This window comes from Finegoldia sp. BIOML-A2 (genome assembly GCF_009678315.1).
Taxonomy (GTDB): Bacteria; Bacillota; Clostridia; order Tissierellales; family Peptoniphilaceae; genus Finegoldia; species Finegoldia magna.
Genome location: NZ_WKZE01000001.1, coordinates 1 through 21,767, shown reverse-complemented (window position 1 = coordinate 21,767; position 21,767 = coordinate 1). Strand labels below are relative to the sequence as shown.

Below are 21,767 nucleotides of genomic sequence, written 5' to 3'. Positions count from 1 at the left end.
TGTGAGTTTTTTTCTTTTAAATTTTAGAAAATAGCCAAAATTTCGTAAAAAAAATAATTGACAAAATAAAACTGTTGTTATATAATTCTAAGATACAGTATAAAAATGGATAATTATGCTATAAAGTAGATTATTTAGGAGTTTAAGATAGTATAAGGGGTGAAGTATATGCATACTGAAAAGTATGGAGTAACGGACAGAGTTAGCTTTTCTAGGAACAAAAATGTTTTGGGACTTCCAAATCTTATTGGTATTCAAACTGACAGTTTCGATTGGTTTGTAAAAAAAGGTATTAAGGAAGTTTTTGAAGATATTAGTCCTATAAAAGATTATGCGGGAAGTCTTGTTTTGGAATTTGTGGATTATTATTTTGAGGAAAATCCAAAATATACAATCCAAGAGGCAAAAGACAGAGATACTAACTATTCTTGCCCGTTAAAAGTGAAAGTAAGATTAATTAACACCGACACAGAAGAAGTAAAAGAACAAGAAGTTTTTATGGGTGATTTCCCTTTGATGACAGACAGCGGTACATTTATCATCAATGGTGCTGAAAGGGTAATTGTAAGCCAACTTGTAAGAAGTCCTGGTGTTTACTTCGCCGAAGAAATTGATAAATCAGGTAACAGCAACTTCGCATCTACAGTTATTCCAAACAGAGGTGCTTGGCTTGAAATGGATACTGATGCAAGTGGTGTAGTGAATATTAGAATCGACAGAACTAGAAAACTACCTGTTACTACATTACTTAGAGCTTTATTATTTGACACTGATGAAGAAATAATTGAAGCTATGGGAGATTCTGAAATTTTAAGAAAAACTCTCGAAAAAGAAATTTCAAAAGACAGAGAAAGTGCTTTAATTGAAATTTATAAGAAATTAAAACCGGGAGATCCTGCATCTTTAGAAAGTGCAGAACCTTTGATAAATAATATGTTCTTCGACAGTAGAAGATACGATTTAGCAAAGGTAGGACGTTACAAATTCAATAAAAAATTATCTTTGAGAGACAGAATTACTAATCAAAAAGCAAAAGAAGATGTTGTAGATACATCAACAGGAGAAATATTAGCTACTGCAGGAGATTTGATTACTGAAGAAATGGCAATCGAAATCGAAAACGCAGGCATAAATGTTGTTGATGTTATCGGACACGAAGGTCAAAGTGTTCGTGTTATTGGTAACCACTTTGTCGATTTGGATAGTTTTGGTTTGGATATGGATTTATCTGATTTGAATTTGTCAGAAAAAGTTTATTATCCTATTATGGAAAAAATCTTGGAAGAAAATGATGACGAAAAATCAATCAGAAGAGCAATTGAAGAAAATGTTCACCAATTATCTCCAATTCATATAATCCATTCAGATATTTTGGCATCCATTAATTACGAATTCAACTTATTCTTTGGAATTGGTTCAACTGATGATATCGACCATTTAGGTAACAGACGTGTAAGAACTATTGGTGAATTGTTGCAAAATCAATTTAGAATTGGTTTATCAAGAATGGAAAGAGTTGTAAGAGAAAGAATGAGTACACAAGACCCAGACTTGGCAACTCCACAATCATTAATAAACGTTCGTCCAGTTACTGCAGCAATCAAAGAGTTCTTTGGTTCAAGTCAGTTGTCACAATTCATGGAACAAACAAACCCATTGGCAGAACTTACTCACAAGAGAAGATTGTCAGCTTTAGGACCAGGTGGTTTGTCAAGAGACAGAGCAGGCGTTGAAGTTCGTGACGTTCACGACTCTCACTATGGTAGAATCTGTCCAATAGAAACACCAGAAGGACCAAACATCGGTCTTATAACTTCCATGACAACTTATTCTACTACTAATGAATATGGATTCTTAGAAACTCCATACAGACGTGTTGACAAAGAAACTGGAGAAGTTACTGAAGATATTGTTTATTTGACAGCTGATGAAGAAGATAAATATATAATTGCACAAGCGAACGAACCATTGGATGAAAACTCTAGATTTGTAAATGAAAGAGTTTCTGGTCGTGGTATCAACGGCGAAAATGATATTTATCCAAGAGAACTTATCGACTACATGGACGTTAGTCCGCAACAAATCGTATCTGTAGGTACAGCTATGATTCCTTTCTTGGAAAACGACGATGCTACTCGTGCATTGATGGGCTCAAACATGCAAAGACAAGCAGTTCCATTGTTGGCAACTCAAGCACCAATTATCGGTACTGGAATTGAACACAAAGCTGCTAAGGACTCTGGTGTAGTAGTTAAAGCAAAACACAAAGGTACAGTTACAAAAGTTTCTTCTGATATGATTGAAATAACTCGTGATGAAGATAGAAAAGTTGACAAGTACACTATTCGTAAATTTAAAAAGGCAAACCAAGGTACAACTTTCAACCAAAGACCTATCGTAAATAAAGGGGACAAGGTTGATGTTGATGATATAATCGCAGACGGTCCAAGTACAAACATGGGAGAAATGGCTTTAGGTAAGAACATTCTTATTGCATTCATGACTTGGGAAGGATACAACTACGAAGATGCGATGTTATTAAACGAAAAATTAGTTGTTGATGATGTATTGACATCAGTTCATATAGAAGAACACGAATCAGAAGCTCGTGAAACAAAATTAGGCGCTGAAGAAATCACTAAAGATATTCCAAATGTCGGAGAAGATATGAGAAAGAATCTTGATGATGAAGGAATTATTAGAATTGGTGCTGAAGTAAAATCAGGAGATATTTTGGTTGGTAAAGTTACTCCAAAAGGAGAAACAGAATTATCTGCTGAAGAAAGATTATTGAGAGCTATATTTGGCGAAAAAGCTAGAGAAGTAAGAGATACTTCATTGAGAGTTCCTCATGGTGAATCAGGTGTTGTTGTTGATGTTAAAACTTATTCAAGAGCAAACGGCGATGAATTATCTCCTGGTGTTAACAAGGTAGTTAGAGTATACGTGGCTACTAAGAGAAAAATCATGGTTGGGGATAAAATGTGTGGTCGTCACGGTAACAAAGGTGTCGTTTCAAGAATTATGCCAGAAGAAGACATGCCATATTTACCAGATGGTACACCAGTTCAAGTAGTTCTTAACCCATTAGGGGTACCAAGTCGTATGAACATCGGACAAGTACTTGAAGTTCATTTGGGACTTGCAGCTAGTAAATTGGGTTGGAAAGTTGCTACACCAGTATTTGATGGTGCAAGTGACATTGAAATAGAAGATGCTTTGGAAGAAGCAGGATATCCAAAGACAGGAAAGATTTGGTTAAGAGATGGTAGAAGTGGAGAATACTTCGACAACCCAGTAACTGTAGGATACATGTATATGTTGAAACTACACCACATGGTTGCAGAAAAAATCCACGCTAGATCAACTGGACCATACTCTCTTGTAACTCAACAACCATTGGGTGGTAAAGCTCAATTTGGTGGTCAAAGATTTGGAGAAATGGAAGTTTGGGCATTAGAAGCATATGGTGCAGCTCATACTCTTCAAGAAATTTTAACTGTAAAATCAGATGATGTTGTAGGTCGTGTTAAAACTTACGAAGCTATTATTAAGGGCGAAAACATTCCTGAACCAGGAATTCCAGAATCATTCAAAGTTTTAATTAAAGAACTTCAATCATTATCTTTGGATGTTAAATTACTTGATGAAAATAATGAAGAAGTCGAATTGATAGAAGAAGACGATGATTCTACAGAATTCGGCAGCGATGATAGACTATAAGAAAGGAGAGGGCTCCTTGGTACAAAAAAATACTTTTGAAGCTATGAAAATTGGTTTGGCTTCACCAGACAAAATCAGACAATGGTCTTGGGGAGAAGTTAAAAAACCAGAAACTATAAATTATAGAACACTAAAACCTGAAAAAGAAGGTTTATTCTGTGAAAAAATATTTGGACCTACAAAAGATTACGAATGTAATTGTGGTAAATACAAAAGAATAAGATACAAGGGTATTGTATGCGAGAAATGTGGTGTAGAAGTTACTAAATCAAAAGTTAGACGTGAAAGAATGGGACACATTGAACTTGCAACTCCTGTAAGTCATATCTGGTATTTCAAAGGAATTCCATCACGTATGGGATTGTTATTGGATATGAGTCCTAGAGCACTTGAAAAAGTTCTTTATTTTGCATCATTTGTAGTAATAGATCCAGGTAAAACTGATTTATACGAAAAACAATTATTAACTGAACAAGAATACGAAGAATACTGTGATAAGTACGAAGAAGATGTTGATTTCAGAGCCAAAATGGGAGCTGAAGCAATCAAAGAACTTCTTCAAAAAATAGACTTACAAGAAGAATACAAAAATTTAACTGAAACTTTCGAAGGGGCAACTGGACAAAAGAAAGTTAGGATTTTAAGAAGACTTGAAGTTGTAGAAGCATTCATTGAATCAAAGAATGATCCTTCATGGATGATTATGGATGTAATCCCAGTTATTCCACCGGATATCAGACCAATGGTACAACTTGAAGGTGGAAGATTTGCTACTAGTGATTTGAATGATTTATACAGAAGGGTTATTAACAGAAATAATCGTCTAAAAAGATTATTGGACATTGGATCTCCTGAAATCATTGTAAGAAACGAAAAAAGAATGCTTCAAGAAGCAGTAGATGCACTTATAGATAATGGTAGACGTGGTAAACCTGTAACAGGACCTGGTAACAGACCGTTAAAGAGTTTGTCAGATATGCTTAAAGGTAAATCTGGTCGTTTCAGACAAAACTTGTTAGGTAAGAGAGTTGACTATTCTGGTCGTTCAGTAATAGTTATCGGACCAAACTTGAAATTCTATCAATGCGGTCTTCCTAAGAAAATGGCTCTTGAATTGTTCAAACCATTTGTAATTAGAGAATTAGTTAAAAGAGAAATTTCACATAACGTTAAGAATGCTAAGAAATTAGTTGAAAGAGAAAACGACAAAGTGTGGGATGTTTTGGAAGATATTATAGTCGATCATCCAGTATTGTTAAACCGTGCACCGACATTGCACAGACTTGGTATTCAAGCATTTGAACCAATATTAGTTGAAGGAAAAGCTATCAAACTTCACCCATTAGTATGTACTGCATACAATGCGGACTTTGACGGTGACCAAATGGCAGTCCATTTGCCACTATCTCCAGAGGCACAAGCAGAAGCTAGACTTTTGATGTTAAGTACGAACAACATTCTTGCACCAAAAGATGGTAAGCCAATCACGACTCCTTCACAAGATATGGTATTGGGCTCATTCTATATGACTACAAGAAAAGAAGGTCAAAAAGGACAAGGCCTAATCTTCAAAGATATAGATGAAATGATGTTAGCTTATGCAATGCATTATGTAACATTGCAAACAATAGTAAAAGTTAAACGTGACAGTGTGAATAACGATGGTACAAGTAAAATTGTAGAAAGCACTGTTGGTAGATTTATCTTCAACGAAGGAATCCCTCAAGATTTGGGTATGGTGAACAGAGAAGAAGATCCATATTCACTTGAAGTTGATTTGCAAGTTGACAAGAAGATGCTATCTAAAATCATCGATTTAACTTTCAGAAAATATGGAAATATCAGAACTGCTGAATTGTTAGACTACATCAAATCTATGGGATACAAGTATTCTACAATTGGTGCTTTGACAATATCAATGGGAGATATTACAATTCCAGATTCAAAGAAAGTTATCATTGAGCAAGCTGAACAAAGAATAGATATGGTTCAAGACATATACCTTCAAGGGGATATTACAAACGAAGAAAGATACAAGAAAGTTATCGAAATTTGGGAACAATGTATTAAAGATGTAACTAAAGCTTTGATGACAAACCTTCCTGCTGATAACAACTTGAATATAATGGCCGTTTCTGGAGCCCGTGGTAGTGAAAACCAAATCAGACAATTAGGTGGTATGCGTGGTCTTATGTCCGATACTGCTGGTAACACTATCGAAATTCCTATCACATCAAACTTCCGTGAAGGTCTTTCAGTACAAGAATTCTTTATTTCTACTCACGGTTCAAGAAAAGGTCTATCAGATACCGCCCTTAGAACTGCGGACTCAGGATATTTGACAAGAAGACTTGTAGATGTATCGCAAGATGTAATCATAACTGAAGATGATTGTGGTACAGATGAATATATAGTTGCAAAAGAAATCAAAGACGGTAACAGACAAGTTGAAGATTTGAAATCTAGAATTATTGGTAGATACGCATTCGAAGATATTCTCGATTTGGATACTGGAGAAATCATAGTTCATAAAAATGATATGATCAATGAAGCTATTGCGGAAAGAATAGAATCAAAAGGTATCAAAGAAGTTAAGGTAAGAAGTGTTCTTGGATGTAAGATGAAACACGGTGTTTGTGCTAAATGTTACGGTAGAAACTTAGCTACTGGTAAGCCTGTAAACATTGGTGAAGCAGTTGGTATAATTGCCGCACAATCAATAGGTGAACCAGGTACACAATTGACAATGAGAACTTTCCACTCAGGTGGTATCGCCGGAGTAGGAATCACATCAGGTCTTCCTAGAGTTGAAGAATTATTTGAAGCTCGTAAACCAAAAGGACTTGCTTACATTACTGAAATAGAAGGTACTGTAAAAATCCAAGAAAACAAAAAGAGAAATGATGTTATCGTAACTGCTGAAGACGGCGAAGAAAAAGTTTATCAAATTCCATACGGCGCTCACATTAGAGTTAACGACGGAGATCATGTTGAAAAGGGAGAACCATTAACAGAAGGTTCAATCAATCCACAAGATATTCTTAGAGTTAACGGGGCTGAAGGCGTTCGTGATTATATAATTAGAGAAGTTCAAAAAGTTTACAGATTACAAGGTGTAGACATTGACGATAAGCACATTGAAATAATAATCAGACAAATGATGAGCAAAATTAAAATCGAAGAAAGCGGAGATTCAGGGTTCTTATCAGGTAGTGTAGTAGATGCGAGAGATTTCAAGATGACTAATGAACAACTTGTAAAAGAAGGAAAAACTCCTGCAACAGGAACTCATTCGTTAATGGGTATCACAAAAGCATCACTTGCAACTGAAAGTTTCTTATCTGCAGCATCATTCCAAGAAACTACAAGAGTATTAACAGAAACATCTATTAAAGGAAAAGTTGATCACTTAATAGGCTTAAAAGAAAATGTAATAATTGGTAAACTTATACCTGCCGGTACAGGAATAGCAAAATATGACAGAATTGAAGTAGATTATGACGGTAAAGCTGAAGAAGATATGATTGAAGCTGAAAAAGCACAAGAAATAAATGATTCTGAAGTAGAGGAAGAATCTACAGTAAAATCTGGAAATTACGAATCATTACAAGATGAAGATAAATAATATTTAAGAATTAAGGGATGTGAATTAGCATCCCTTTTTTTATAAAATTGAGGAGTTTTGATGAAAAAGGATACAAACATCATAGAAATAAAAAACTTAAGTTTTCAATATGAAGGTTCATCAAAAAAAGTATTAAAAAACTTAAACATAGATATTAAAGAGAGAGAATTCATCTGCGTATTAGGCCACAACGGATCTGGGAAGTCTACATTAGCAAAACTCATTAATGCTCAATATATTCCAACAGAAGGGGATATTTTAGTTGGGAATATGAATACAAAAGATGACGATAATTTGTGGAATATTCGTGAAATGTGCGGGATGGTGTTCCAAAATCCTGACAATCAATTGGTAGCGACAATCGTCGAAGAGGACGTTGCATTTGGGCCTGAAAATTTGGGAGTTCCAAAAGAAGAACTTCGCAAGAGAGTAGATGAATGTCTTGAACTTGTGGGAATGAGTGAGTACAAGCGACATTCACCAGCACTATTATCTGGAGGTCAAAAACAAAGAATTGCGATTGCAGGTATATTAGCAATGAATCCAAAGTGTTTGCTAATGGATGAGCCGACAGCAATGCTCGATCCACAAGGACGAAAAGACATCTTAAATACTGTTTTGAAACTAAGAGAAATGGGCAAAACTATAATCCACATTACCCATTACATGGAAGAATGTGTAAATGCCGACAGAATAATTGTGATTAATGAGGGTGATGTAGTGCTTGAAGGAACTCCAAGGGAAGTTTTCTCAAATGTCGAACAAATGAAAGAAATTGGTCTTGATGTTCCAGAGCCTACTGAAATCAGCTACCTTTTAAATAAATCAAATATAAATGTGAGAGCTGATGTCCTTACTGTAGACGAACTAGTTGAAGCTTTAGGTGAGTGTTAGGTGATAGATATGAAGATAGAATGCAAAAATTTAGAACATATTTATAACAAATCAAATCCATTTGAAAAAGTAGCCCTCAAAGATATCAATTTAGAGATAAATCTTGGAGAATTTATTGGAATTATAGGACACACTGGAAGCGGTAAATCAACACTCGCACAACATTTGAATGGATTATTGGAACCAACAGGTGGCGATGTTTTAGTTGACGGAATATCAACAAAGACAAAAGTAAAAACAGATATAAGAAAAAATGTTGGATTAGTATTTCAATATCCAGAGTATCAACTATTTGAAGAAACTTGCTACAAAGACATTGAATTTGGACCGAAGAATTTGGGGCTTACAGATGAAGAAATTAAAGAACGTGTAGAGTGGGCTTGCGATGCTGTTGGATTAGATGTCGAACACATGAAAGAAAAATCACCATTTGAATTATCTGGTGGACAAAAAAGAAGAGTAGCAATCGCCGGTGTTTTGGCGATGAAACCAAAATTTTTAGTACTAGATGAACCAACTGCAGGGCTCGATCCATTGGGACGCGATATGATTTTAAATCAAATAAAACAACTTTTTGAAAGAGAAGACATGACAGTTATTTTGGTAAGCCATAGCATGGAAGATATCGCAAAACTTTGCAACAGAGTAATTGTTATCGACAAAAGTCAGATCTTTATGGACGATAAGCCGGAAGTTGTGTTTAGCAAAGAAAAAGAGCTAAAAGAAATTGGACTTAGCATCCCACAATCGACACAAGTTGTGAGAAGATTGAAAGAAAAAGGACTAGATGTCAAAACGGATTGCTTGAATGTTGAACAAGCTTTTGAAAGCATAAAAAAAGCTATGGAGGCAAAATCATGATAAAAGATATAACAATTGGTCAATATTTTGCATCTGATAGTATTATTCACAAGCTTGATCCAAGAGTAAAGGTAACATTTGTATTTTTATATATTATTGCGATATTTCTTATAAGTAAACTTTGGGTATACGCACCTGTATTGGTGTTCCTAATAGCTATAATCAAAATTTCAAAAATAAAACCAAATTTTGTATTCAAAGGAGTTAAACCACTTCTTCCAATTATTTTGTTGACTTTTATACTTAACGTATTGATGACACCAGGTGAAGTTGTGTGGAAATGGAAAATATTTACTGTTACAAAATCAGGATTGAACTTGGGATTTTTTATGGCATTTAGATTGATATTCTTGGTTTTAGGTACGAGTTTATTGACCTTGACAACATCACCAATCGAATTGACAGATGCTATGGAAAAAATGCTTCATCCCTTTGCTAAAATAGGCTTTCCTGCTCATCAATTTGCAATGATGATGACAATAGCACTTAGGTTTATCCCCACACTATTTGAAGAAACAGATAAAATAATGAAAGCTCAAATGGCTAGAGGCGCAGATTTTGAATCGGGAAATATAATCAAGAGAGCTAAAAACCTCGTACCACTTCTAGTTCCACTGTTTATAAATGCTTTAAAAATAGCAGGAGAACTTGCAATAGCCATGGAAGCTAGATGTTATCGTGGTGGTGAAGGAAGAACAAGACTTAACGAATTATCGTATCAAAAAAGAGATTTCATAGCTTATGCTGTTATTATTTTATTATTCATTTTAATTATTGTGAGTAGAATAATATGAAAAACATAAAATTGACAGTTCAATATGACGGTTCAAAATTTTACGGATGGCAGAAGTTGAATGATTTGCCATCCGTACAATTAGAAATAGAAAAAGCAGTTACAAAAATGGTTAATCAACCAGTCAAAATAAATGGCGCTGGAAGAACTGACAAAGGAGTTCATGCAAAAGGCCAAGTGTGTAACTTCATTGTTGACACAGATATTTCAGCAAACCAATTTCTAATGGGAGTCAACCACTTCACGAGTGATTCAATTGTCATAGTAAAATCAGAAGAAGTGGATTTGGATTTTCATGCGAGATTTAGTGCAAAATCAAAGACATATAAATACATTTTATGCAACAAATACTATATGGAGCCTTGGTTTAATGATTATAAGGGTCACAGAAAATACTACTTAGATTTTGATTTGTTGCTAAAATGCAGAGATATGCTCATTGGAAAACATGATTTTACATCATTCGTTAATGATTTGGAAGAAGATACCAATCCAATTAGAACTATTGATGAAATTACAATCGAAAGAATAGACGACGATATTGTATTTACATTTAAGGCTGAAAGTTTTCTTAGGAATATGGTTAGAATTTTGGTTGGAAGCATGGTTGATGTAGCCAGAGGGAGAAAAAGCATAGAATGGCTTAAAAATGCTTTGGAAAATAAAGACAGACAGTCTGCAGGAATTACGATTGAACCTTGTGGATTGTATTTAATGGATATCGAATATTAAAAGGGGGAGTAAATGAAAAACTTTACCAGAAAACTCATCAGCGTACTTATGTTACTAATGATGATGTTTGTTTTCATTGACACCGAATCTTTTGCAAAAAAAGATACATTTGTAATAGGAATGGAGGCGAACTACGCACCATTTAACTGGTCACAATCGACAGATGAAAATGGAGCTTATCCTATTGAAAACAGCAAAGGTGAATATGCAAACGGATACGACGTGCAAATAGCTAAAAAAATTGCCGACAGTTTGGGCAAGAAATTAGTTGTAGTAAAAATGGAGTGGGACGGACTTGCACCGGCAGTTATGAGCGGAAAAGTTGATGCGATAATTGCAGGAATGAGTCCAACAAAAGAAAGAAAAGAACAAATTGATTTTTCGGATACTTATTACAGTTCTGATTTGGTAATTGTAACAAAAAAAGACAGTAAATATATCAAAGCAAAATCATTAAATGATTTAAAAGATTTTAAAATTACTGGTCAATTGAACACATTCCACTATACAGTAATTGATCAAATCAAAGATTGTGACAAACTACCTGCAATGGAAAGTTTTCCATCAATGCTGTCTGCAGTTTTGGCAGAGAAGATAGATGGATATGTCGCTGAAAAACCACAAGCATTAAGTGCAGAAGCATCTAATGCTGAGCTTTCATACATTGAATTTGAAAAAGGTTCGGGATTTGAAACATCAGCTGAAGATACATCAATTGCAATCGGTGTGAAGAAAAATTCTGATTTGACAGAAAAAATCAACGAAGCTTTGAAGAAAATAAGTCCAGAAGAAAGAGATAAGTTGATGCAGGAAATGGTAAGATTGAACGTGGAAAAAGACCAACCACAAGGATTTTTATCAAAAGTAAAAAGCATTTTTAATGAATACGGATCACTTTTCTTAAATGGAGCTTTGATGACATTGTTTATAGCCAGTGTATCGACAATTATTGGATTTCTAATCGGAATACTGGTTGCAGTTATTAGAAATATGAAACTAGATAAAGATAAAAATAAATTCACTTATTATCTTCACAAAGTTATCAATTTTATTCTAGCTTGCTATGTTGAAATATTCAGAGGAACACCAATGATGGTACAATCAATGCTGATTTATTTTGGAGCCAAATTATATCTTGGAATTGATATGGCGCCAATTAGTGCAGCTTTGTTCATTGTTAGTGTTAACACTGGAGCTTATTTGTCTGAAGTTGTACGTGGTGGAATTAACTCTGTGGATGTCGGACAAATGGAGGCTTGTAAGGCTTTGGGAATGACACACGGTCAATCCATGATTAATGTAATATTGCCACAAGCAATCAAAAACATTTTGCCTTCTATAGGAAATGAGTTTGTAATCAACATTAAGGATACATCCGTATTGAACGTAATCAGTGTTACAGAATTATTCTTCGTATCTAAATCAATTGCAGGCTCAACTTATAATATATTTGAAACTTATGCAGTTACTTGCATTATATATTTCGTGTTGACATTCTCTTTGACTAGACTTTTATTATTTATTGAAAAGAAATCAAATAACAGAGAATACGTAATGGAAGCTACTACTGGAGGAATGTTCAATGGAAAATAAAATAATAGAATTACAGCATTTGAAAAAAAGTTACGACGGAGTAGAAGTTCTAAAAGATATCAACTTTACGATATCAAAAGGAGAAGTTCTATCTATAATCGGATCATCTGGTTCTGGTAAGTCTACTATGCTAAGATGCATCAATTTACTTGAAAAACCAACAGGTGGAGATATTTTATATCATGGAGAATCCATACTTTCTTCCAAATTTAATCAAAATAAATTCAGATCCAAAGTAGGTATGGTATTTCAACAATTTTATTTGTTTGAAAATATGAGTGTAATGGATAATTGCACTGTCGCACAAATCAAAGTTTTGAATAGAGACAAGGAATCTGCAGTTAAAGAAGCTAAAAAATATTTGGAACTTGTAGGAATGATTGACCATGCACATAAGAAACCAAGCATGTTATCAGGTGGACAAAAACAAAGAGTTGCTATTGCAAGAGCATTGTGTATGAATCCAGAAGTTTTATTGTTCGACGAACCAACATCTGCACTAGATCCTGAAATGGTTAACGACGTATTGCAAGTAATGTCAAAACTTGCAGAATCTGGAATGACAATGGTAGTAGTAACACATGAAATGCAATTCGCAAGAGATGTGTCTACAAGAGTTTGTTTCATGAATGAAGGCTACATCATTGAAGATACAGATCCAAAAACAATGTTCACAAATCCAAAACACGAAAGAGTTAAAGAATTTTTGAAGAATTATTTGAATAACTAAAATAGACGCCCTTTATCACATACGATAAAGGGCGTTAATTTTATCTAATATTTCTAATGTAATTGTGAATTACATAATTGTTGTTATATTTGCTATACAAATTATACGGACTGTAGATTGAATTGAATTGAAGTTTATCTGAACTACCAAATGAAACCTTCAAATCAAACGAAGTGTTTGGATTTGATTCACACCAAGCTTTTACTGTGAAATCTGTTGGTGATGTTGCAGTTTGTTGTTTTATAAACATGGTTGCGACACCATTCGAATCAGTTGTTTTAGTAATTGTTTGGTCGAATCCTTTTTGATTTCTAATTCTAATATTTAATTTTAAATTAGCAATTTTCCTGTCGTTTTCATCTGTAGCAAATATTTTAATGTTCGCTATATCAGTAAGATTATAAGATTTTTTATCTGTTTCGAACTTCAACTTTACAGTTTGTTTTGTTTCAGGTTTGTTTTCGGTATCTTTTACAATAAGTGTTGTGTTTGCTGAAGAATTTTTGTAGCCTGTTTTTGAAACTGTGGCTTCAATATAATATCTTCCTGGTTTTTCTGGTCTGAATGTGTAGTAACAATTACCGTAGCTATCAGTTCTAAATCTTTTTTCTTGTTTATTATCATTTTCATCAGTTATGCTTAATACTACATCTGCACCTGAAATTCTTCTTGTATGAGTCTTAGAAGTTACAGTTATCATAGAATTTTGGTTCAATTTGATTTCTGTATTGTCCAAATCAACTTTAGTTTCAAAAGCTATTCTGTTATCTTTTACTTCAAAACTTACATTATCTTCGTTAGTATTGCCTTTTGAATCTGTCGCAGTGATATTTACATCGTAAGTTCCAGCTTCATCTAATTCGTCGGCTTTTAAATATAGTATAGATTGTCCACGGTAGTTTGTAGTCAATTCTTTTTCTATTAATTTCTTAGATGGTTTGGTAATTGTGAATTTGACTTTTGCACCTTTTATATTTCGTTTGTTTGAATCTGTTACTACAGCGGAAATATTATTAGTATTACCTATAGATATTGAATTTCTGTAGACATTGGACTTAATATTTACTGCCATATTGCTTTCAGGGCTGTCACCCTCTACATAAATTATAGCAAAGTTTGAAACATTTGAACCATCTTTTGCTTTTGCAAATACTTTAATTTTACCTGGATTGTTACATACAACCATAGCGTTATCTACTGATGCGATATTTTCGTCCGAACTTTCCCAAGTTATATCGCGGTTTTTGGCATTTGCAGGTAATATTCTAGTATCTATTCTGAATTTGTCACCAACTTTTGCTTTTTTATAGGAAGGATACATAATAATACTTTGGACTTTAACATCTTTGTCAACACTATCATCAATATTTGGCTTTTCATTTTCTAGTACATTGACCCTAACGTATTGCAAAATTCTAGGATTGTCTGCAGATTTAACAGTTACATAACATTGTCCGGGACTTAAAGCTCTTATTAATCCAGAATTATCTACAGCACATACATTTGTGTTAGAGGATGACCACATCAAGTCCTTGTTTGTCGCATTTTCTGGATAAACTTTTGCATTGATTTGTGTGTCTTCTCCTTCTCTTAAAGAAATATTATCTTCTGACACTGTGATTTTATTTACTCTAATTTCTTGATCAGGTTCAGGAACATCTGGTTGTGGAGTAGGATCCACTGGATCAGGGTCTGGTGTTGGATTGACATTGGTTCCTGAATAAGGTTTTGTGAAAGCTTTCAAGCATACATTTGCGTTTGCTCTGTTTCTCGCCAAATCAGACCAATTATATCCATCGTTAGAAATAAATGATTGATTGTATCCAGCTCTTGCTCTTGAAGAATATCCGTAAATCATAGATTCAATTGGAATAGGGTAGCTGTAACCAGGAGTTGTAAGTTTTACAATTGGTGCAAAATAAGCTCCTGCATTTATTTTTTGTGGATTGAATTTGACAGTTGTATATCCTGCGTTTTCCACAGTTCCACGTGCAACCAAAACTTTATCATTGAAACCACTATTTCCACCGATATTTGTATTTACATAAATTTCGTATTGGGCACCGTTTGATGGAACGAAGAAACCAACCTCGTCGATTTGGCTAGTTCTACTAACAGGACCAAAAATATTTGAAAACCAACCAGTTTGATTGTAGCCGATGCTATCTGTCATTCCCAAATCATCATAATACCAGATGGATTTATTTCTATCTTTTTCTTTTAAAACAAAAATACAGTTTCCCTTAGAAATGTGAGCATCATAATACGATACATGATAATATCCACCTTGATTTCCCCAACGATCGCCCCAACTATTTTTTACAAGCCAAGCACCATCTCCAGGAGGAGTTATACCGAAATTGTATCTTGAATAATCATCGTCCCATCCTATAATAGTTACAGCGTGATTTTGCCAACCATAACCAGGATTGTAATGACTCATAGTATAGAAATTAGTATAATTTGTGTCACCATTTACAGTTGTGTAAGATGCACCGTATCTCATTATCGCTCTTTTTAATCTGTCACGATCTTGATTATTGTTTACATCTGGAATGTACAAAGCTTCCTTCAATTCCTTTGCTGGAAGTAAATTATAGGGAGAGCTAAAATCGTAAGCAGAATAAGGATCATCTTTTTCCCAAATTGGTCCAGACCATCTTGATAGATAAGCTGCAGCGACTGCTCTTGTACCACCTTGATCAGGACCCCAGTCAAAACCATGAGTGTTTCTCAAATGTTTTTCAGAAAAATCTGTGAATTGACCATTCGTGAGCATATTCGATTCTGCAGAACCATAAGTAGCAAACGCCCAACATGATCCGTTTGGTCCCTGAGCTTTTACTGGAGTAACTCTGTTGTGCTGACGCAAATCGTAGTTTGCAGGAATTCCATAAGCCTTTTGTCTTGGAATGTCTTCTTTTTGATTAAACAAATCGTAGTTTGTATTAACCAAGAAAGGATCTTCGTTTGAACCGTAGTTTTTAGTAGTCTTAGGACTACTCATTTGTCTGCTAAATGCGGGATTACGAGGCGCTTCAGAAAAATCGATTTCTTTTACAGTTAAATCATCGTTTAATTTGAATTTGTTTTGACTTTCTGCAAAACTTGTAGAAAACAGTGATTGCAACGTAAAAACCGCAATAAAAAGCAATAAATTTTTTCTTTTCATATTCAACTCCTTGCAATGATTTTAAATATTAATTCAGGGTTAAAATAGTATACTTAACACTATTAAGAATTAACAACTATATTATACTACTTTTGGAAGAATAAATATATATCTTCGAAAATTCAAAAAAATGATGAATATTGTGATTTTCAGTCATTTAACACTGTAGTATGTTAAAATCCATTTTAAAAAATGTAAATTTTTAAATAATTAATGTAAAATTTCCTTAATAATATAGATTTTTTGAAATTATGTGATATAATAAAATCAACAAATACCAAAAACTAAATTAATAAATATCTAGATTCAAAATAATTTTAAGAATTAGAGCATATTTATTAAGGCTATTAATTTAGTAGCATATTTCAATAGGAGGGCGTTATGAAAATTAAAAAGTTTTTGAGTCTACTACTAGGAACAGTTCTAGTTTCATCGATGTTAGTTACTGGTCCAACGTTTGCAGATGAAAACAAAAATTCTAAACTAGAATTAAGTCCCGTTGAAAATAGTTTTAAAGAAAATTCCAAGGATGACGAATTGTTAATCTCTCCATTGAAGACATCTTACGATTCAGTTCGTTCAGCTTCTAGAGCAGCATTGCCAGCAAAATATGATTTGAGAAAAACTAACAGAGTTTCCTCAGTCAAAAATCAAGGACAAAATGGTTCTTGCTGGACATTTGCTACATATGGTTCCATGGAATCTTATTTAAAATTATTTGGAAAAGAATTTGATTTTAGTGAAAAACACATGAGAAACATGCATGGGTTCGATTGGGGTCCAAATGATGGAGGTAACAGAGATATTGCAACATCATATCTTGCTAGAGGGACAGGTCCGATTTTAGAAAAAGACGATCCTTACGATGCTTACATTAATGTTTCACCTACAAATGTGAAAAGAGCATTTGATTTGGATAAAGTTATTTATCTACCTGATGTTCACAATGCAAATGAAACTAATGTTATCAAACAAGCTATTATGGAATATGGTGGAGTGTATACAACTTTAAGTTCTCAAAAATATTACGAAAAGAAAGAAACTAAAAGTTACTACAATCCTGGAAGCGGAAAAGCAGATCACGCAGGAACAATTGTAGGATGGGATGATAACTTTTCAAAAAATTTATTCCAAGCAAAGGCTCCTGGAGATGGAGCATGGATTGTAAAAAATAGTTGGGGAACAAGCTTCATGGATGGCGGTTACTACTACGTATCGTATTACGATGGTTTCTGTGGAAAATCCAATGCAGTGTTTATTCCTCAAAGGAAAGATCCTAATGCGGTAATTTCACAATACGACGATTTCGGAGCAACAAGAAGTGTTGGATACAATATGCAAGGATACATTGCAAATGTATTTACTTCTAATGAAGATCAAACAATTTACCAAGCGGGTTTATTCACAGTTGCTATGAATACACAATACAAATTGTACATTGTAAGAGATTTACAATCTACAGATGATTTGGCAGCTAAAAGAGAAGAAATCGGCAGCGGTGTGATTGAATACCCAGGATATTACACATTAAATACTACCCAAATCAAAGTAAAAAAAGGCGAAAGATTTGCAATAGTAGCGTACATGGATTCATCAGCTGCTAATTACAAATATCCAATGCCTATTGAAATGCCGATTGCAGATTATGCTTCCAAAGCAAAAGCGCAAGAAGGTCAATCTTATGTTTCATCACAAGGAGACAAATGGACTGATTTGACTAAGGAAGTTAAAAACGCAAATGCTTGTATAAAAGCTATCGGAACTACTGGAGAAGTACTTCCAAGAGATACAGTTCCAGAAGTTGATCCGGATGAAGTAATCGAAGAGCCAACTTCAATCACTGTAAAAGAAGGTAGTCAAGGATTCATTAGCGTTAAGAAAAAAGGAAAACTTCACGCGACAGTTCAACCAGAAAAATTCAACAACGATCCGGTTGTTTTTGAATCATTGGACAAAAATGTTGCAGTTGTTAAAAACGACGGAACAGTTTATCCAGTAAATGTTGGTAATGCAAATATTTTGATAAAAACAGTCGATGGAAAAATTACACAAAGATTTAATCTATTGGTAGCTCCAGAAGGAATTAGAGTTCCTGATAGAAAAATGATTGAGGTAATTGGGGATAATGATTACGATCCAAAAACAGATCCAGATAATACAGAAATCCCAGTTATACCGCCTAAACCACCGATAGATAATCAAGAACTAGATCCTAAAGTTGTTAGAAGTTTGGGAGTATCAGTTCCATCAGTGACTATTAAACAAGGCGATAAGTTTAATTTGGATCCAAAAATTTTAACTTATCCACAAACTGCTACAAGAAATTTTGATTTCAATATAAGTAACCATGACATAATTGACATCGATTCAAAATCAGTGATTACTGCTAAAAAAATCGGAAGAACAAAGTTAGATATCAAAACAAAAGAAGGATTACAAACAAGCATTACAATAATTGTAATACCAAAAGAAAAAGGCGAAATTACTGTAGAAAAATTTGCACCATCTAAAAGACACGCCGGAATATTCACTGTATTTATAGATGCAAAAGAAGGAGACAGAGGATATTCTGGTCCAGCAAAACTAACAGTAAAAAGTGGCAATAGAAAATTAAATAGAACAATATATTTCAACTCAGGTCATGCACAATCTAAATTCCACGGAGGACAATTTGGAGTGTGGAGAAAAGATTTCGAAGCGACTATAACTATTAGAAATCATGAAGAGACAGTAAAATTTGGGTTTTAATCAATAACGGGTAGTGCCGATTGTTAAACAAAATATTTAGTTCATAGGAGGGAAATATGAAACATTTAAAGAAATCATTAGCAATGATTTTAGTGTTTGCTATGACTTTTATAGCTGTTGCACCTTTGAGTGAGGTTTTCGCAGATTCTTTGGAAGTACAACAAGAAGAACCTAAACTTGAAATCTCAGAATTAAAAGAAGGTTTGACACAAGCTGTAAAATCAGTTGAAGACATAGAACCAGCTGATGAAAAGTACAAGGAAGTTATGGATCAGTTTTATGAAGCACATGATTTCTTAGACAAAGAAATCAAAGTAGCCGAAATGAAACAACGCCAAGCAGTAGGAAGTGGTGAAGCTGTAGGAGCATTAGAAAACACAATCTATGATTTATCTACAATTCCAGTAAGAGTACAATTGATGATTAGAATTGGTAGAGCAATTAGATTTGCAACTACTGAATTATCTAACAAAGTCGTAGCAGCTCACACTAAAATCACAGAATATATAATAACTGGTTTATTATATGCTGTTAATCCTTTTGCTAGTGAAGCTCAAATTATGGATTACATCCAAAAATTTGACCAATTAGAACAAGAATTGTTAGCTTATCCTGATTTAGGGCCAAATGATATAGCCACTATCTACAAAAAAGCTGCAGTTTGGAGAGAAATCAGAGAAGCTAAAAAAGTACGTGCTTCAAGAACAAGATTTGGTAATTCATTTATCGTAAGAGAATTAAGTGAAGAAATTTCAAAAACAGTAAGTTTGCAATTTAGAATCACAGTAAAATGTGGTGAATTAGATGAACAAGTTAAGAAACTTCACGAAGCAATGGAAAAAATTACTGGACCAAAAATCAAAGCTGAAAAAATTGAATTTAAAGAAGGCAATATGGGAGCCATCTCAATCAATAAAACAACAACAATCAGCCCAGTAGTAAGACCAAACGAAGTTAAAGACAAAGAAGTGTTCATTTACTCGTCAAATGCATTCATGGCAAGAGTCGTTGGAAAAACAATCATTCCACTTAGAACTGGAACTGTTATGATTACAGTAATTTCAAAAGATGGATGTGCAAAATCAAACTTTGAACTTCACATCGTAGAACCTGGTCACAGCGTAGAAGGAATTCCATTCTTACAAGCTACAGGAGAAAACTCAGAATATCTTAACACTAATACAAATGGTGGTGGAGTAGTTGGAGATAACTCTTCAGTTGGGAAAGATATTTATGAAGTTAAAAACATTGGTTTCTCAGTAAAATCTACTACATTAAAAGTTGGAGATACATTTGATTTAAAATCAAAAACATTTGTATTCCCTGAAAATGCATTAGAAAAAGAAGTTTCTTATAAGTCAGATAACGAAGCTATCGCAACAGTTAATGAAAAAGGAACAATCGAAGCAGTTGCAGAAGGATCAACTACAATAACTGCAACTACAAAAAACGGAGTAACTAATAAATTTAAACTAAACGTAATCAAGAAAGTTGACAAAGACGAATATCAAATAACAGAAATCAACCCTTCAGAAAGAAAAGCTGGAATATTCTCAATCGAATTCAAAGCAACTAAAAATGGTAAAAAGTACAACGGACCAGCAAAAGTAACAGTGTCAAACACTAAAAAAGCAATTGAAAGAGAAGTTTACTTCAACAACGGAGTTGCATCAGTTAAATACAACGGATTTGAATTTGGAACATGGGTTAAAGATTTCAACGTTAAAATCGAATTAAAAGACCAAGTAAAAACATTTGAACTAAATTATTAGGAGATGAAAAATATGTTAAAAAAAGCATTATCAGTAGTATTACTATCTAGTATGTTATTGGGAACAGTAGCACCAGCAGTATCTTATGCACAAGAAGATAAACTTGAAATCGTTCAAGGAGCAGAAGAAACTGAAAAATTAGGAATTGATGAAGCAGAAGTTTACAAAAGACAAATCAAATCAATTCAAAACGAAGTTAACTCAATCCAAGTTAAAAGAGAAGACGAACAAGAAATGGTTGACAAATTCAACGAAACTTCTCTTGAAATCAGCGACAAAATCGACCAAACAGCAGTAGGAATGGGAGTAGCAGATGTTTATGATTTATCATCTATTCCACAAAGATTGCTATTATTAGGTAGAATGGGAAGAGCAATTAGATTTGCTACAACTCAATTAAGATACAAAGTAGATGCAGCTCACGCAGAAATCGCTGAATACATCTTCGGAGGATTCGTAATAGCAGCATCTCCATTCCACACAGTTGAAGATATGAAAGTTTACATGGCACAATTCGAAGCATTATCACAAAAATTATTAAGCTACCCAGATGCAGGATTAAATGATACTGCTAACATCTATGTAAGATCAGACTTAGATCACAAATTAGCAAAAGCTAGATCATTAAAATTCCATGAATTAAAGAATATGTCTGGTGCAGTAATCGATAAATTAACTGCAGAAATTAGAGAAATAACTGCTTTAAGATTAAGACCACAAGCAACTGTAGCTGAAATTTATCAATTAAGTGACAGATTAGATCAAGCAGTATTTGAAGCATTGAACAGCGAAGATTACAGAGCAAGTAAAACTGAAATTGAAGCTTTAAAAGAAGCTATGAACAAAGCTATAAGAGCTAGAAGACATGGCGACAAGAGAGCAGAAGTTGGTAAAGCAATTGATCGTGCAAAACAAGAATTGGCAAAAATTAGACCATCAAGTGTAATCGCAGCTCAATTAGTACAACAATTCCAAACTTACTATGAATAAAATTTATTAAGATTAGAAAAATAGTAGATTAATAATAAAAAGCCACCATATGGTGGCTAAGGTGACCCCAAAAAGTTGGACTTTATACCAGAGACATTTAGAAATATTTGTCTCTGGTTTTTTTGTCCTCATAT

The 21,767-nt window shown here is 33.9% G+C and carries 12 protein-coding genes; 11 read left to right on the top strand and 1 reads right to left on the bottom strand.

From position 1 onward, the window contains the following. The first annotated feature begins 168 nt into the window (after positions 1-168). The 8 genes from GKF99_RS00060 to GKF99_RS00025 are packed head-to-tail and all read left to right on the top strand — an operon-like array spanning position 169 to position 12,951. On the top strand, positions 169-3,723 hold the full coding sequence (locus tag GKF99_RS00060) for a DNA-directed RNA polymerase subunit beta (protein ID WP_154272221.1): 3,555 nt from the start codon (positions 169-171) through the stop codon (positions 3,721-3,723). Beyond that, positions 3,710-7,348, top strand: coding sequence for a DNA-directed RNA polymerase subunit beta' (rpoC, locus tag GKF99_RS00055; RefSeq protein ID WP_194164448.1), 3,639 nt, complete (start codon positions 3,710-3,712; stop codon positions 7,346-7,348). The genes GKF99_RS00060 and rpoC overlap by 14 nt, the downstream gene beginning before the upstream one ends. A gap of 60 nt (positions 7,349-7,408) precedes the next feature. Further along, positions 7,409-8,242: an energy-coupling factor transporter ATPase gene (locus GKF99_RS00050; protein ID WP_154272220.1), complete on the top strand. Its 834-nt coding sequence runs from the start codon at positions 7,409-7,411 to the stop codon at positions 8,240-8,242. A gap of 9 nt (positions 8,243-8,251) precedes the next feature. After that, on the top strand, positions 8,252-9,103 hold the full coding sequence (locus tag GKF99_RS00045; protein ID WP_154272219.1) for an energy-coupling factor transporter ATPase: 852 nt from the start codon (positions 8,252-8,254) through the stop codon (positions 9,101-9,103). Beyond that, entirely contained in the window at positions 9,100-9,897 is a 798-nt protein-coding gene (locus GKF99_RS00040; RefSeq protein ID WP_154272218.1) for an energy-coupling factor transporter transmembrane component T, read from the top strand. The genes GKF99_RS00045 and GKF99_RS00040 overlap by 4 nt, the downstream gene beginning before the upstream one ends. After that, positions 9,894-10,628: a tRNA pseudouridine(38-40) synthase TruA gene (gene truA / locus GKF99_RS00035; RefSeq protein ID WP_094224914.1), complete on the top strand. Its 735-nt coding sequence runs from the start codon at positions 9,894-9,896 to the stop codon at positions 10,626-10,628. Before GKF99_RS00040 ends, truA begins: the two co-directional genes overlap by 4 nt. 12 nt (positions 10,629-10,640) lie before the next feature. Continuing rightward, positions 10,641-12,221, top strand: coding sequence for an ABC transporter permease subunit (locus tag GKF99_RS00030; RefSeq protein ID WP_154272217.1), 1,581 nt, complete (start codon positions 10,641-10,643; stop codon positions 12,219-12,221). Beyond that, entirely contained in the window at positions 12,211-12,951 is a 741-nt protein-coding gene (locus tag GKF99_RS00025; protein ID WP_154271615.1) for an amino acid ABC transporter ATP-binding protein, read from the top strand. The genes GKF99_RS00030 and GKF99_RS00025 overlap by 11 nt, the downstream gene beginning before the upstream one ends. Positions 12,952-12,991: 40 nt before the next feature. On the opposite strand, the gene GKF99_RS00020 is transcribed toward GKF99_RS00025, so the two are convergent. Continuing rightward, a complete protein-coding gene (locus tag GKF99_RS00020; protein WP_154272216.1) occupies positions 12,992-16,123 on the bottom strand; it encodes a lectin like domain-containing protein in 3,132 nt (1,043 codons plus the stop codon). A 381-nt stretch (positions 16,124-16,504) separates the two neighbouring features. Between GKF99_RS00020 and GKF99_RS00015 the strand changes: the two genes are divergently transcribed. Genes GKF99_RS00015 through GKF99_RS00005 form a run of 3 tightly spaced genes read left to right on the top strand, consistent with a single transcriptional unit; the run spans position 16,505 to position 21,633 of the window. After that, a complete protein-coding gene (locus GKF99_RS00015; RefSeq protein ID WP_154272215.1) occupies positions 16,505-18,871 on the top strand; it encodes a lectin like domain-containing protein in 2,367 nt (788 codons plus the stop codon). Positions 18,872-18,927: 56 nt separating this feature from the next. Continuing rightward, the gene (locus GKF99_RS00010) at positions 18,928-20,643 is read left to right on the top strand and encodes a CAMP factor family pore-forming toxin (RefSeq protein ID WP_094207364.1); all 1,716 of its coding nucleotides are present in this window, start codon (positions 18,928-18,930) and stop codon (positions 20,641-20,643) included. A 12-nt stretch (positions 20,644-20,655) separates the two neighbouring features. Continuing rightward, entirely contained in the window at positions 20,656-21,633 is a 978-nt protein-coding gene (locus GKF99_RS00005; protein ID WP_094207363.1) for a CAMP factor family pore-forming toxin, read from the top strand. The last annotated feature ends 134 nt before the right edge of the window (positions 21,634-21,767 follow it).

Bases quoted from the DNA above. Each gene is read 5' to 3' on its own strand.
- GKF99_RS00060 (WP_154272221.1), top strand. From the start codon at position 169: ATGCATACTGAAAAGTATGGAGTAACGGACAGAGTTAGCTTTTCTAGG.
- rpoC (WP_194164448.1), top strand. From the start codon at position 3,710: ATGATAGACTATAAGAAAGGAGAGGGCTCCTTGGTACAAAAAAATACT.
- GKF99_RS00050 (WP_154272220.1), top strand. From the start codon at position 7,409: ATGAAAAAGGATACAAACATCATAGAAATAAAAAACTTAAGTTTTCAA.
- GKF99_RS00045 (WP_154272219.1), top strand. From the start codon at position 8,252: ATGAAGATAGAATGCAAAAATTTAGAACATATTTATAACAAATCAAAT.
- GKF99_RS00040 (WP_154272218.1), top strand. From the start codon at position 9,100: ATGATAAAAGATATAACAATTGGTCAATATTTTGCATCTGATAGTATT.
- truA (WP_094224914.1), top strand. From the start codon at position 9,894: ATGAAAAACATAAAATTGACAGTTCAATATGACGGTTCAAAATTTTAC.
- GKF99_RS00030 (WP_154272217.1), top strand. From the start codon at position 10,641: ATGAAAAACTTTACCAGAAAACTCATCAGCGTACTTATGTTACTAATG.
- GKF99_RS00025 (WP_154271615.1), top strand. From the start codon at position 12,211: ATGGAAAATAAAATAATAGAATTACAGCATTTGAAAAAAAGTTACGAC.
- GKF99_RS00020 (WP_154272216.1), bottom strand. From the start codon at position 16,123: ATGAAAAGAAAAAATTTATTGCTTTTTATTGCGGTTTTTACGTTGCAA.
- GKF99_RS00015 (WP_154272215.1), top strand. From the start codon at position 16,505: ATGAAAATTAAAAAGTTTTTGAGTCTACTACTAGGAACAGTTCTAGTT.
- GKF99_RS00010 (WP_094207364.1), top strand. From the start codon at position 18,928: ATGAAACATTTAAAGAAATCATTAGCAATGATTTTAGTGTTTGCTATG.
- GKF99_RS00005 (WP_094207363.1), top strand. From the start codon at position 20,656: ATGTTAAAAAAAGCATTATCAGTAGTATTACTATCTAGTATGTTATTG.